The organism is Lactiplantibacillus sp. ME-2, from assembly GCF_022549155.1.
GTDB classification, from domain to species: domain Bacteria; phylum Bacillota; class Bacilli; order Lactobacillales; family Lactobacillaceae; genus Lactiplantibacillus; species Lactiplantibacillus plantarum.
Window position 1 is genome coordinate 44,540 of the sequence record NZ_JAKZEQ010000021.1, and the last position, 13,291, is coordinate 57,830.

11 protein-coding genes and 1 other annotated feature are annotated in these 13,291 nt (G+C 46.8%); of the genes, 6 read left to right on the plus strand and 5 right to left on the minus strand.

Going from position 1 to position 13,291, the window contains the following annotated elements; all coding sequences use genetic code 11:
- Window positions 1–67: 67 nt before the first annotated feature.
- Together MMY95_RS09080 and MMY95_RS09085 are read right to left on the minus strand one after the other, a co-directional pair.
- On the minus strand, window positions 68–493 hold the full coding sequence (locus tag MMY95_RS09080) for a hypothetical protein (RefSeq protein ID WP_003645249.1): 426 nt from the start codon (window positions 491–493) through the stop codon (window positions 68–70).
- Window positions 494–657: 164 nt separating this feature from the next.
- Complete coding sequence (locus tag MMY95_RS09085; protein ID WP_003643143.1) at window positions 658–1,671, minus strand: hypothetical protein; 1,014 nt, start codon at window positions 1,669–1,671, stop codon at window positions 658–660.
- A 105-nt stretch (window positions 1,672–1,776) separates the two neighbouring features.
- Between MMY95_RS09085 and MMY95_RS09090 the strand changes: the two genes are divergently transcribed.
- Window positions 1,777–2,298 carry a GtrA family protein gene (locus MMY95_RS09090; RefSeq protein WP_003643142.1) on the plus strand — a complete coding sequence of 174 codons (522 nt, stop codon included), beginning with the start codon at window positions 1,777–1,779 and terminating at the stop codon, window positions 2,296–2,298.
- Window positions 2,299–2,396: 98 nt separating this feature from the next.
- Here the strand turns inward: MMY95_RS09090 and MMY95_RS09095 are convergent, their stop codons facing one another.
- From MMY95_RS09095 to metE, 3 genes are all read right to left on the minus strand, one after another.
- Complete coding sequence (locus MMY95_RS09095) at window positions 2,397–2,756, minus strand: YisL family protein (RefSeq protein ID WP_003645248.1); 360 nt, start codon at window positions 2,754–2,756, stop codon at window positions 2,397–2,399.
- 72 nt (window positions 2,757–2,828) lie between these two features.
- Window positions 2,829–4,685 (minus strand): bifunctional homocysteine S-methyltransferase/methylenetetrahydrofolate reductase, encoded by a 1,857-nt coding sequence (locus tag MMY95_RS09100; RefSeq protein ID WP_046038907.1) that lies wholly within the window; start codon window positions 4,683–4,685, stop codon window positions 2,829–2,831.
- Between the two features lie 13 nt (window positions 4,686–4,698).
- On the minus strand, window positions 4,699–7,005 hold the full coding sequence (gene metE, locus MMY95_RS09105) for a 5-methyltetrahydropteroyltriglutamate--homocysteine S-methyltransferase (protein ID WP_021356309.1): 2,307 nt from the start codon (window positions 7,003–7,005) through the stop codon (window positions 4,699–4,701).
- A gap of 62 nt (window positions 7,006–7,067) precedes the next feature.
- Window positions 7,068–7,307 (minus strand) — a binding site (T-box leader).
- Between the two features lie 586 nt (window positions 7,308–7,893).
- On the opposite strand from metE, the gene MMY95_RS09110 reads away from it, so the two are divergent.
- The 5 genes from MMY95_RS09110 to MMY95_RS09130 all read left to right on the plus strand — a co-directional run.
- Window positions 7,894–9,531 (plus strand): hypothetical protein, encoded by a 1,638-nt coding sequence (locus MMY95_RS09110; RefSeq protein WP_087509099.1) that lies wholly within the window; start codon window positions 7,894–7,896, stop codon window positions 9,529–9,531.
- Window positions 9,509–10,684, plus strand: a complete 1,176-nt coding sequence (gene sat, locus MMY95_RS09115; protein WP_053267609.1) for a sulfate adenylyltransferase — start codon at window positions 9,509–9,511, stop codon at window positions 10,682–10,684. Before MMY95_RS09110 ends, sat begins: the two co-directional genes overlap by 23 nt.
- Window positions 10,685–10,686: 2 nt before the next feature.
- Window positions 10,687–11,310: an adenylyl-sulfate kinase gene (cysC, locus tag MMY95_RS09120; RefSeq protein WP_053267610.1), complete on the plus strand. Its 624-nt coding sequence runs from the start codon at window positions 10,687–10,689 to the stop codon at window positions 11,308–11,310.
- Window positions 11,300–12,256: a bifunctional oligoribonuclease/PAP phosphatase NrnA gene (locus tag MMY95_RS09125; protein WP_024521458.1), complete on the plus strand. Its 957-nt coding sequence runs from the start codon at window positions 11,300–11,302 to the stop codon at window positions 12,254–12,256. Before cysC ends, MMY95_RS09125 begins: the two co-directional genes overlap by 11 nt.
- Before the next feature lie 221 nt (window positions 12,257–12,477).
- On the plus strand, window positions 12,478–13,291 hold an 814-nt coding region (locus tag MMY95_RS09130; RefSeq protein ID WP_241277613.1), incomplete at its 3' end, for an aryl-sulfate sulfotransferase.

Consider the following 13,291-nt stretch of genomic DNA (forward strand, 5'->3'; position numbering starts at 1 on the left):
TCCAAAAAGTCACCCATCCCAGCAGGTTCAACGACACTGCTTGAATGGGTGACAACTTGTCTGTTTATTAATTTGCTTGTTTGGTCGTGATACTACCATCTAAATAAACAAAGTAACTATTCAGATAATGCCCCCGGCCGCCATTAGCCGTTTTCTGATAAGCATCGACCTGATAATAGTGGTGGCCGTGTGCATCTTGATTGGCAGTTGGTACGACACCAAAGGTTTGTTGCTTGGGATCGTTGAGCACTTGCCCGACGGCGGCCACTGCACTAGTTGCGCTAGTGATATGGTCGTCAGCAGCTTGATAATGGTCACCAGATTGCTTCTTAGCACTAGCATCAGCCGCTGCATTGGCACGACTAGTTTGCTCCGCGCGGTTAGCGGCTGCAACTGAGTTCGCTTGCTTAGTGGAAATACTTGGCTCAGCTTGGGAAGTGCAGCCTGCTAAAAGGAATAGGGCGCAGAAACTGATTAAAATTGCCCGGGTCACGTTCGGACCTCCTTATTTCGTTTGTTCTTGGGACAAGCTCGGATAAGGGGCTTGTCGGATGATGTTCGAATCAACGATGGTCATCACACCGATTGACAGAAGTAACAGGATCACTAAGATTAATTTTTTCATTAAAATAACCTCACTTGATAACGGTGATTGACCTATTTCCAGTTAGGGACCCAAATGACGCGGTCAATTTGTTCAGGAATGACCGTAATCTTGGACCCAGTCTGTGGCCCAGCTTGGACGTCGATCACATATGAGATCGGACCAGCATCGACTTCAACAATCGAGCCACGTTGACCGTCGACTGTGTCGACTAAACTATACAATGGAATCTCATCATTGCTGATTTCCATTTCATATAAGGTGAATTGGAGGAAGTAGGACTTTTTACCGGTCTTGATTTTTAAGGGGGTGTCAATGGCACCGTAATCGGGAAGGGCCCGATTTTGAGCGTTGGGATCATTCAGGTACTGCATTTCATCGACAGCATCGATCGCCATCTTCCATTCACCACCAGTTAAATTAGTTTTGGAGGAGAGGGTCATGACCGAGTTAGCGTAAATGTCGATCACGTTGAAGGCTTCGTCGACCTGCTTTTTCGGCAGATAGCCGATGGTATAGCCATGCTCCGCAACTTTTAGTTCAACCCGTACGGATCGCTCAGCACCATCAACTTCTTCAACTAACTGAATTTCACCGATGTTAGCGTTAGCGTCGACACGGTACTTCTTGGCATAGAGATAATCTGCTTTCAGACCAGAATCATTATAGCCACCATAAGGTTTAAAGTAACCTCGGGCACTCGCATCGGCCAGCGCGGCTTCAAATTCTTTTTGGTAGTAATCTAAACCAATGACGTATGAGCGGAAAATTGCACGCGAATTAGCGTTGATCCGGCGCGTCTGAGGAACCGCCACCGGATGGGGAACGGCTTGATTCAAGCGATTCCGAAAACCGTTATTTTGAGTCTGCAACTTGGTAATTTGACGGTCTTGTTCCTGATTGGTCAAAGTTTGATGAACGAGGCGCTGCCGAATTGATTTAAGCAACGCGGCCTGTTTATCCGCCGCCTGATTGACATGGTGGAGATGGACTAACACCGCAATTAAGATAATGATTAAAATTAGACAGGCTAAGATCAGCCCGGCAATAAATAAATAAGTTCTCATAAATAATTCACTCCAAAAAGAATTGCAGATTAGTTTAAGTATAAGCGACCAGCCCACTAAGCGCCAATTTAACGGCTGAGCTTGTCAGGGGGCCGATAACAAGGTATGATATTGCTATTGTATAATATTTTTGAGCTAGAAGAAACGGTGGCGAACGGCGTGCAGTGGTTGATTAAAATCTACCATCAATATCAATATTTTTGGAAATACGCACTGTTTGGCTTTATGGCCGCGCTGGTGAACGTCTTGGTATTCTGGGTGCTACACTCAGTCTTGGCGGAACACTATTTATTTTCCAACACAATCGCATGGGTGCTAGCAACTTTGTTTAGTTTTTTTACCAACAAAGCGGTGGTCTTTCAGTCCAAATCGCAAGACTTTTGGCACTGGTGTCGCGAGTTCATTAGTTTCATGTTGACACGAGGCTTATCATATTTTTTCGATACTTTCCTCATGTTCGTCGGCATTTCGTTGTTGTTCTGGGCACCCCTACTTGTTAAAATCATCGACCAGGTTCTCGTGGGACTCTTTAACTATGGAACGTCGCGGCTGATTTTTATGGAAAGCAACCAGAAAATGCGAATGCGCCAGCAAATCATGAAACGATTGAGTGATCGTAACAATTAATTGGCATCAGGCAAGCAAGTCGTCCCCTAACGGACGACTTGTTTTTTTGATAGCATCACTTTGGATCGTTAGGCAGTAATTTCAACGACATTGATGGTTTAAATCAAGTTTCCCGTCAATTGCCAGTGCAAGCCGATGCCACAAATAATCGTTAGTAAGGTGCCGCAGACGAGTAGGGTGACAAGTCCAGAGTTCAAATGACTTTCCTGCTTGCGGGCAAAGGCCACTTCAATGAGGCCAATCGTGCCAAGACCGAGTATCACTTTTAGCAAGGTCAACCACCAGTTGCCTGATAAGGTTCTGATTGCCAAGGCCACCCCAGTGATGATAATTAGCAGGTACCCGATGCGACTAAGAATCAAAAAGCGATTGGCTGATTTGACTGAGTGACGACTGAGACCAATCGCAACCGTCAGCATGAGCCATAGCCAACCAATAATGTGCCCTAATAAGTACATGACAAAACCGCCTCCACATTTACAATTCATGTCTAATTTTAGCATGAAAGTAGGTGTTGGCGGCGGTTTCTTTTATTGTACTTTAATTAAGTTTTTCTGTTGGATGTAATCGACTAATTCAATGACCGTTTTAAAGCGGTTGAACGGTGTGACGATGTGAACGCCGTTGAAGCGCGCACAGATACCATCAATCAATTCCTTTGCAATGGCAATGCCCACTGCCCGTTCGTTTCCGGTTTGTTCGGCTTCTGCCATGCGTGTCAAGATAGGTTCTGGAATCCGAATGCCATGGACTTCATGGTGTAGGAATTCAGCATTACGCCGTGAGACGAGTGGCATAACACCAATGAACACTGGCACGTTCACGTGATTAGCCGCTAGAGCATCCGCCAAAGCGTCAACATTTGCAAGATCATACACGGGTTGGGTGATAATGTAGTCACAACCATAACTTAACTTCCGACTGATTGACTTGGTCGATATGGAAGTGCGATAAGCGTTAGGATTAAAGGCGCCTGCGACCCGAAAGTCACTGGCTTCTTTAAGCGACTTACCCGTTGGTCCGATGCCGCTATTGAATTGCTTGATCAACTTCATCAGTTCAACGGAGCGCACATCGCTGACCGAAGTGGCTCCCGGAAAATCACCGAGTTTGGCCGGATCGCCAGTGATAGCTAAGATGTCCTCAATACCCAGGCTGTGTAGACCCATGATCTCTGATTGTAAGCCGATTAGATTGTGGTCGCGGGTCGTCAAGTGCACGATCGGCGTGATGCCGTAGTTCAACTTGAGCTGCGCCGCAATCGTCGTATTAGCAATCCGGACCGTTGCTAACGAATTGTCAGACAGTGTAATGCCATCGACACCAGCGGCTTTTAATCGTTCAGCACCCCGGAAAAATTTAGTCGTATCAAAATCGCGGGGTGGATCGAGTTCGACTAACGCCGTTTTTTGGGTCGCAACTTTTTGCAGAAACCGGTGCTGACTCTTTGTCGTGACAAGCGTTGGTGGCTGTGGTTTTGTAGCCGGCTGGTCATGAGCAACGATGCTGCGATTACTTAGACCGCGGACGGTTGCGCTGGTATGCAAAGGTGTGGTCCCACAACAACCACCAATAATGTTCAGACCGAGCTGACGAAAACGTTCGGCATATTCTTCGAAATAGCTTGGTTCACCATCGTAGACCACCGCACCGTCCTGATCAGTGCCAGGCAAGCCAGCGTTTGGGTAAACGGCTAGTTTGACGTTAGCTGGAATCGCCAAGTTTTCAAATGACTGAGCTAAATAGTAAGGTCCCAGGCGACAGTTCGTGCCGATTACGTCGGCGCCGGCAGCGTTGAGTTGGACGATGGCATCAGTGAAGCTCGTACCGTTTCGTAAGACGCCGGGGGCTAACATTGAAACATTCGTGATGACGGGCAAGTCAGTATGGGCCTTCACGATTTTTAACGCGGCGAGTAGTTCTGGCAAATCATAATATGTTTCGAGCAAGATGCCATCTAACTGGTTGGTGGCTAGAAGGGCGGTAAGTTGTTCAGTCACGCTGGCAGCAATCGTTGCTGGTGTCGCCCGTTGAACAGTTGCATCGGTATCGCCGGCTAGTCCACCGATCGTTCCCAGAATGTAAACGGGGTGATCCGCGTGTTCCCGTGCGGTCGCTGCAATTTTCACAGCGGCCTGATTGATGGTGGTGACTTGGTCTTGTAAATCATACCGGGTCAACTTTAGGCGGTTCGCAGCGTAGGTGTTGGTTTGAATAATATCGGCACCAGCCCGAATGTACGATCGGTGAACGCGTAAAATCGTGTCGGGATGCGTCAAATTCAGGTTTTCAAAAGCCGAATTGATGCCATAGTTACCATATAAAAGGGTGCCCATTGCGCCATCGGCAACGAGGACCCGTTGCTGGAGTGCTTGTTTAAACTTCATTCAAGCCACCTCCTTAGTGGATGCTAGTGGTCAGTTGGGCCTGGATCGCGTTGCGCGCAGCAATCATGTTCTTTAAGGCTGCTAGGGTTTCTGATTCTTGCCGGGTTTTGAGGCCACAGTCAGGATTGATCCAGAATTGCCGGGCGTCGATAACGCGTAATGCGCGTTGGATGTTGGCTTCAATTTCCGCAACACTCGGTACGCGTGGACTGTGAATGTCATAGACCCCCAGACCGATTTCTTGATCGTACCCGGTTTGTTCAAAAGCACTGATAATCTCCCCATGGCTACGGGACGTTTCAATCGAAATGACATCTGCGTCAAGGGCTTTGATGGTATCAATGATATCGGCAAAGTTAGAGTAGCACATATGGGTATGAATCTGAGTGTCGTTTTGCACGCCGGTCGTGGTGATCTTAAATGAGTACACTGCTTCATCCAAATAGGTTTGCCAATGGCGCTGCTTGAGTGGCAAACCTTCCCTAAGTGCTGGTTCATCAACTTGAATAATCTTAATACCAGCTTTTTCCAAGTTTTGAACTTCTTGCCGGAGGGCCAAAGCAATCTGATTTTGAACCTGCGCCCTAGGGATATCGTCGCGAACAAAACTCCAGTTGATAATGGTCAGTGGTGCTGTCAACATGCCTTTAACCGGCTGGTCGGTTAGACTTTGCGCGTAAACGGACTCAGCAACGGTGATTGGTTCCGTGTAAGCGACATCCCCAAAGATAACGGGTGGCCGGACGCCTCGTGAACCGTATGATTGGACCCAACCATTTTGGGTCGCATAGAAGCCAGTCAGTTTTTGACCAAAGTATTCGACCATGTCAGTGCGTTCAAATTCACCGTGAACCAGGACGTCGAGGCCGAGGTCTTCTTGCAGCTTGATCCATCGTTTGGTTTCAGCATGCAGGAATGCCTGGTAATCGGCATCGGTTAAATTACCCTTGCGCCATGCTGCTCGCTTTGCTCGGACTTGCGCACTTTGCGGAAAGCTCCCAATCGTTGTTGTTGGCAGGAGGGGTAGGTGTAACCGGTCGTGTTGTAACTTAATCCGGGTCGCAAATGGCGCCTGGCGTTCGAATTTTTGATTGCTCAGTTGCGCTTCAGCGGCGCGGACCGACTGGTTGTTGCGGTGACTGGACTGGTTGAGGGCGGTCAAGTTGGCCTGATTATGGTCAAAAACTGCTTGAACAGCGGCAACCCCCTGATTGGCTGCCACGGTTAAGGTATGCAATTCTGCCAATTTCTGGTCCGCAAAGGCCAGGCCGCCCAGTAAGACGGGGTCAGCCTTGGTTTCATTTTTGGTGGTAATGGGAACGTGTAATAATGAGTTGGCCGGTTGGAGCCATAACTGATCATCGGTCACGATTTGCCGTAACTGTTGAACTAATGCAAGTTTTGCTTGTAGATCACTAGCCCAGACGTTATGTCCATCAATAATGCCAGCTGCGAGAATTTTGTCAGTTGGGAAGCCGTGGTCGACCAAGTGCGCCAGGTTTTCACCATGGTCGTGTACTAGGTCCAGTCCAAGTGCTTGGATTGGCCAGGTCACGATTTGGTCGTACTGATCAAGACTGTCAAAATAAGTTTGGAGCTCGATTTTTAAGGATGGGACAGCCGCATGCAAATGTTCAAGTGCAGTTTGATAAGGTGCGAGTTCCGCAACCGTCGTTGTTTTGACTAGGGTCGGTTCATCCAATTGAATCCATTTTGCGCCAGCTGTCGCTAATTCTTCAAACACTTGTTGGTAAAGCGGTAATAACTGCGGTAATAGTTCGTTGACGGCGGCGTCATCCAAGTACTGTCCGTGACGTTTACCCAGTTTAAGGAAAGAGATGGGACCCAGAATGACTGGTTTACCATCAATGCCAAGTTCTTGCTTAGCTTCTTGGTAGTAGCGTAGCCAGCGATTATCTAATAACTTAAAAGACACGTCATCGAATTCAGGAACAATGTAGTGATAGTTGATATTGAACCACTTTGTCATTTCGGCCGCCACGGCGGTATCAGTTCCACGGGCAATTGCATAGTAGTCGGGCAAGTCCAACTGGTGATCGAAGTGACCAAAGCGACTTGGAATCGCGTTGAATGCGACTAGTGTATCTAAAACGTGATCGTAATCCGAATTGTCTGCGACCGGAATATAGTCCACTCCCAAGTCGCGTTGCTTTTTCAAGTTAGCTAGGCGTAATTTTTTAGCAGTGGCGTGAAAGGTCACGTTGTCTAATTGTCCTTTCCAAAAGTGTTCCAATAAGTGCTTCCATTCACGATGTTCACCTAAACGTGGATACCCCAAGTTACTATTAATAATTGTCATTAAAACCCACTCCTTATATTTAGCAAATTATTTTAAACGAAAAAACGGCAACCTCATCCTGATTAAAGGACGAAGTTGCCGTTCGCGGTACCACCTTAATTTGTCAACACCTCACGATATTGGCCTCAATCCGTACGTTTCATACGGAAGCTTATTAACAGTAGCTAACTGTCATCACCTGGCAAAAGCTCAGTGGTGCCGTTTGGAGGCCATTTTTCATCAATCGTCTTCCGGTTTGGTTTGCACTATTCCAAACTCACTGCACGGGTAGCGATGATTACTTTCCTCTTCAGGACGTTTACATGTTTTATGATTGATTAGAAAATACCACCAATTTCTAATTTAGTCAAATCATTTTTTAATTTTTTGCACATATTCAAGGCGTAATGTGACGCACACGCTATTTGGAGCCAGGCAAGTAGGAAACGCGGTGTGAACAGCCACTAGTCTTTGCCAGCAACCGTTGTCGGATTCCGACCGCTTGAACTGGTGAATAGGGTTGAAACGCAGCTCCCACATGGTTGGGTTGACATTTTAGGCCTTCATAACAGGGGCGTTGCGCCAAGCATTCAATTGAGGATTAAGTTGGTTAAGGGTGCTGACGATATTGAGTGAAATCAGGTGCTTTGGTAATCAATGCACTGGTATAAAGGGATTTTAATAGTCCTAAAATTTGAATATTTCATCAAAACTGTGGGGAAATGTCCTAATCTACACCCAGCAGATTACCGGGTGCGTACTTGCTAAAAGCACTAAATTTCATGAAATCATCATATTTTTTTCGAGTTAAGGGTACTTATTTTCACAATTAACTTGCTAGTATATTTGGTGAGCCCACTAGCGAAGTACCAAAGATCAAATAAATAATAATGATTAGGATGATGAAGAATGAGTCAAAGCTTATGGCAACGATTGTTTAATCACCGTCAACAAACGAAGCAGGCCGTATTAATTCTTGGGAGTGGCCGTTCCGGAACATCGGTAATGACTAAGTGTGTTAATTTGATGGGCATTTCTCTCGGGACTGATAACCTGTTGGCACCTAGTAAGCGGATCAATCCGAAAGGTTATTTTGAAAATAAAGATGTTATCAATATTCACAAGTCACTTGGAAGTCGCATCCGGTACCGGCCAGCCTTCAAGGGTTACTATGATAGCCCGAAGATTAAAAAGGACCGGGCGGCGTTAACCACGTATCTACGAAACTTTTTTGAGAATGAACAATATCTGGCGATTAAAGACCCACGGATGAATGATTATATCGAATTGTGGCAACGTATTTTGGCTGACGTTGAGGTTCAGCCGGCTGAGATCGTCTTGCTACGTAATCCGATGGACGTGGTCAATTCGAATGAGCGCGCCTGGCACCGTGATACCACGCTCGCAATGCGTCAGTGGCAAGTCCGGACGTTGCTTTCATTACGTGATACCGACCGTGAGCACCGCATTTTAGTCACGTACGAAGATTTGTTTGGTCAGACGTTGACGACGTTGAAACGAATCGCGACCCAATTTAACTTACCGTGGACGAGCGACGAGGCGGCCCTCCAAGCGCAAATCGATGACTTCATCGATCCAGCACTCCAAAAGAGTGATAGCGGTGAAAATTTAGCTGATTTTGAAGCTCGAACGGACGTGGAACCCGATGTTAAGGCACTTTACTTACTAGGCCGTCAAGCTGCGGCTGACCCGGATTACTTTGCCTCGGCTGAATTTCAACAGCGCATCGACGAGATGACTGATGAGTATTTAGCCAAGTATGGCGCTTTATATCGGGACTTTAACGTCAAGATCAATAGCAAAACGTTCTTTGTATTCGGCGAAAATCAGGCCCAAGTTGATCAGGTCAACACGACTTTACGAAATGATCAAGTCAAGATGGTCGGCACAGAAGCTGACAGTCATGAGGTTGCTGAAGACTTGAGCGAACGGTTGAATAATAATACGATTGCCATTCAGACGTACCCCTTGGACTATTTAGTGGTCGAGCAAAAGGAAGTCCTGAATAATTATCTCCGTAAAAACGCGAAACGCGAGACGTTATGGGGGATTGGGGATGCTAAAAACAATGAAATCGTTGAAATGTTAACGACGGTCAGTGCCGAGTTAGGTGCGGATACGCACAACGTGGTGATTGCAGATGACTTAACAGCCATCATTGATGAACGTGAGCGCCGATTAGCGATTCAACATTTAGTACGGACGTTGCACGCGGTTGAACAGCCACCATACTTGGTCCTGATGGCTGACGAACTGGGAACCCCTGCGTCGCAAAGTGCGGTGACGGCTTTTATTGCTGCTGAACCGACTAAGGCAGCACCATTACGAGACGAACAGCCGGACGAAACGTTCAAGCTGCGGACCCCGCTAGACATGGATGAGGTGGCGGCAACTTTAACAGCGTTGTGTCGACGTGCGAGTCAGGATGAACAACAGCAAGCCGCATTGAACCATTTTGTAAGTCTTAATTATGATGAAATTTTAAACGTGAAAGGTGATCAATATGCAAACAGTGTACGGAATTAAAGCTCATGGTGGTAAGTTAGTTAATTTAGAAGATTTTAGTGAAGCAGCGCGTCAGGCTGCTGAGCAGCTGCCAAGTTTAACCATCAATAATTGGAATATCTCAGACTTGGAATTAATTGGGATTGGTGGTTTTAGCCCCCTGACTGGCTTCATGGTCAGTGATGATTACCATTCAGTGGTCAACACGATGCACTTGAAGAGTGGCGTTATCTGGAGTGTACCAATTACGCTGGGTGTGTCCCAAGCGGATGCTGATAAGATTGAATTGAATACTAAGATTGCTTTGAAGGGCGCTGACGGCGTCATTTATGGCACGATGCAAGTTGAAGATAAGTTTGTTCCAGACAAGCAATTGGAAGCCCAAAACGTCTACAAGACCACCGACGAAGCCCATCCAGGTGTTAAACGTTTGTATGCCAATGGTGACGTCTACTTGGGTGGCGCAATTAAATTGTTGCATAAGCCAGATCATGGTGCTTTTAGTGATTATTATATGGAACCATTAGAAACTCGGAAGATGTTTCATGACCTCGGCTGGAAGCGGATCGTTGGGTTCCAGACACGGAATCCAATTCATCGGGCGCATGAATATATTCAAAAATTAGCTTTGGAAAACGTCGATGGGTTATTCTTAAATCCATTGGTTGGTGAGACCAAGGCGGATGATATTCCAGCAGACGTTCGGATGGAAAGCTATAAGACGATTCTGAAGTATTACTATCCAGAAGACCGTGTTCGGTTGGTCATTTATCCAGCCGCGATGCGGTATGCTGGTCCTAAGGAAGCCATCTTACACGCAATCGTTCGTAAAAACTATGGTTGTACTGACTTTATCGTCGGTCGTGACCATGCTGGTGTGGGTGACTATTACGGAACCTATGAAGCCCAAGAATTAATCACTTCGGTCGAAGATGAGATGGGCATGCACTTCTTCAAATTCGATAATTCCTTCTACTGCAAAAAGTGTGGTTCAATGGCAACGCAGAAGACTTGCCCACACGGTGCCGAAGATCACATCTCATTAAGCGGGACGAAGGTGCGTAAGATGCTGGCTGATGGTGTTGTACCACCAAAGGAAGTTTCACGTCCCGAAGTTGCCCGGGTCCTCATCGACGGGTTGAAGCGTAAACGTGAACAGCAACAGGAGGTCTAAGCATGGTAAAATCAGATAATATTACTTGGCATCAATCGCAAGTTAGCAAGGCCGAACGGCAAGCGCTGAACCATCATAAGAGTGTGGTTTTATGGTTTACTGGCCTGTCCGGTTCCGGTAAGTCGACGATTGCGAATGCCGTTGAAAAAGCATTATTTGACCAACAAGTTGGTAGTTACGTTTTAGACGGCGATAATATGCGCTTTGGCTTGAATAAGAATTTAGGCTTCTCAGCTGAAGACCGTGAAGAAAATATTCGCCGAATCGGCGAAGTTGCCAAACTATTTGTCGATGCTGGCGTGATTACGTTGACAGCTTTCATTTCACCATATCGGACCGACCGTGATAAAGTGCGGGCGAACCTTGAGGTCGATGAGTTTATTGAAGTGTTCGTCGACACGCCGCTTGAAGTTTGTGAACAACGAGATGTGAAACAATTGTACGCGAAGGCGCGTCGTGGTGAAATCACGGGCTTTACAGGCATCGATGCACCATACGAAGCACCTATCGATCCTGAGATTACGATTGACACGTCCAAACAACCACTGACCGCTTCCGTCCAACAAGTATTGAATTACTTGGCGGAACACCATTATGTCAGTTTGGTTACTGCAAATGAAAACTAATGCAATCATTACTGACATCACAAAATCGATTGTGAAAATGGACCGAATCTTGGTCTATCGTCATACGAATCCGGATCCCGATGCAATCGGGGCACAATTTGGACTAGTCGCCTTGCTCAAAGCGGCTTACCCGGAGAAACTTGTTGTGGCGATGGCCCCAGTTCCGGGCCATTTGGCGTGGATCGATACAACCGATGAGCAGTTAGTGACCCCCCAAGCAACGGACTTAGTCATTGCCGTAGATTGTGCTAACCATGAGCGCCTAGCTGGGGAGTTGCCAACAGGTGCCTTTGTGATTAAAATCGACCATCACCCGAATCACGATCCCTATGGGCAACTGAACTGGGTCGATGAAACTTATAGCAGTTGCTCGGAGATGATTTATGAGTTGGCGCAAGCGGGGTGTTTTACAGTGACGGCGGCCGTTGCAACCAAGCTATATGCCGGAATTATCGGCGATACGGTGCGCTTTTCAACTCCTGAGACGTCCACTCGAACTCTGAAGATTGCTAGTGCACTCGCGGCAACGGACATTGATATTGCCACTATTAGTCACCACGAAATGGACTTAACGCCAGCACTCAGCAAGTTGTATGGGTACGTCCTGAGTGAACAAACTATTGAGCCAAGTGGTCTGGCACACGTTGTCTTACCACAACGGATATTTAGTGACTTGAGTCTGGAATATGGCGATGAGGATGCGCTTGTCCCGTTGCCCGGTAACCTGACGACGGTCAAAGTTTGGTTGTTCTTCATTGAAACTCCACAGGGGCAATACCGCGTACATTTTCGGTCGAAAGCAATCAATGTCAATGCGGTCGCAAAAGCGTTCAATGGCGGCGGTCATCCGTTAGCAAGTGGGGCATTTGTCCCGGATCTAGTGACAGTTGGACAAGTCATTGAGCAAATGCAGGCGCAAGTATTGGCTGCGACGGCAGTAGATTAAGTATAATAAATTTAATATAAACTGAACTGATTCGGTTCGACATGGCAATTGTTAGTCATTCTGTGTCGGTCACGTGGGTTGCCACGGGAAGGTTAGACCGCCAGTATCAGCGGCGTGAGCCTAATATTCTGGCTGACAAAATGGGCATGCCGTTGGAGTAGCAGTCGTGAGGAATTAATTGGCGTCAGAAAAAATAGTGAGATAGGGTCGGTGAAAGGTAAATGAAAAAGCGAAATTGGTTGATTGCACTAATTGTCGTTGTGATTGTCGCGATTGGCGGTGGTTTTGGGTATTACAAATATCATCAGTCAACTGCAACGACAACGACCACTAGTAAGGTACGTTCGGCGAGTGCAACGAAGAAGGACATCAACACGCGGCTAGTCAAGACTGAGATTAAGGCCCAGTCGAGTGAGACGGCGACGCTGAAGAAGGCGGTCGCCAATAAGAATTATACCGTTAATAACATGTACACGAAGGTTAACCCATATGGGGTGTCTCCGTTATCCGCTAAGGTGATTTTCCAGACGAGCAAGGCGGCCAAGGTCAGTTATACGGTGGTCGGCAAGAGTAGTAAGACTTCAATTTCTAATACGGTCAATAAGTACACAACGAGTCATGATTTGACCGTGCTGGGGTTATACGCCAACACGAATAACCAGGTCAAGATTAAGGTGACTTATAAGAATGGCACGTCGACGACCAAGACGATCCGACTGAAAACGGCGAAGTTACCATCGGCGTTGACCGATTTTAAGATCAACGTTAAGAAGGCTAACAAACAAAAAATGGTCTTAGGGACTGGTAATTCGAAGCTGACATTTATGGTTCGGACGACGATCTCTGGGAGCAAGCAGTCTAAAAACTTATCGTTCGGGATGGATGCGGATGGTAATATTCGGTGGTATACAACGCGGCCAACTTCCCACATTTTCAAACAACTTAACAATGGGCATTTATTGATTTGGACCAAATCGAATGGGCAAATTACAAGTTTAATCCGAACAAGCCCGGAATCTTTCAATGGCAGTCTGT

Bases quoted from the DNA above. Each gene is read 5' to 3' on its own strand.
- MMY95_RS09085 (WP_003643143.1), bottom strand. From the start codon at position 1,671: ATGAGAACTTATTTATTTATTGCCGGGCTGATCTTAGCCTGTCTAATT.
- MMY95_RS09090 (WP_003643142.1), top strand. From the start codon at position 1,777: ATGATATTGCTATTGTATAATATTTTTGAGCTAGAAGAAACGGTGGCG.
- MMY95_RS09095 (WP_003645248.1), bottom strand. From the start codon at position 2,756: ATGTACTTATTAGGGCACATTATTGGTTGGCTATGGCTCATGCTGACG.
- MMY95_RS09100 (WP_046038907.1), bottom strand. From the start codon at position 4,685: ATGAAGTTTAAACAAGCACTCCAGCAACGGGTCCTCGTTGCCGATGGC.
- metE (WP_021356309.1), bottom strand. From the start codon at position 7,005: ATGACAATTATTAATAGTAACTTGGGGTATCCACGTTTAGGTGAACAT.
- MMY95_RS09110 (WP_087509099.1), top strand. From the start codon at position 7,894: ATGAGTCAAAGCTTATGGCAACGATTGTTTAATCACCGTCAACAAACG.
- sat (WP_053267609.1), top strand. From the start codon at position 9,509: ATGCAAACAGTGTACGGAATTAAAGCTCATGGTGGTAAGTTAGTTAAT.
- cysC (WP_053267610.1), top strand. From the start codon at position 10,687: ATGGTAAAATCAGATAATATTACTTGGCATCAATCGCAAGTTAGCAAG.
- MMY95_RS09125 (WP_024521458.1), top strand. From the start codon at position 11,300: ATGAAAACTAATGCAATCATTACTGACATCACAAAATCGATTGTGAAA.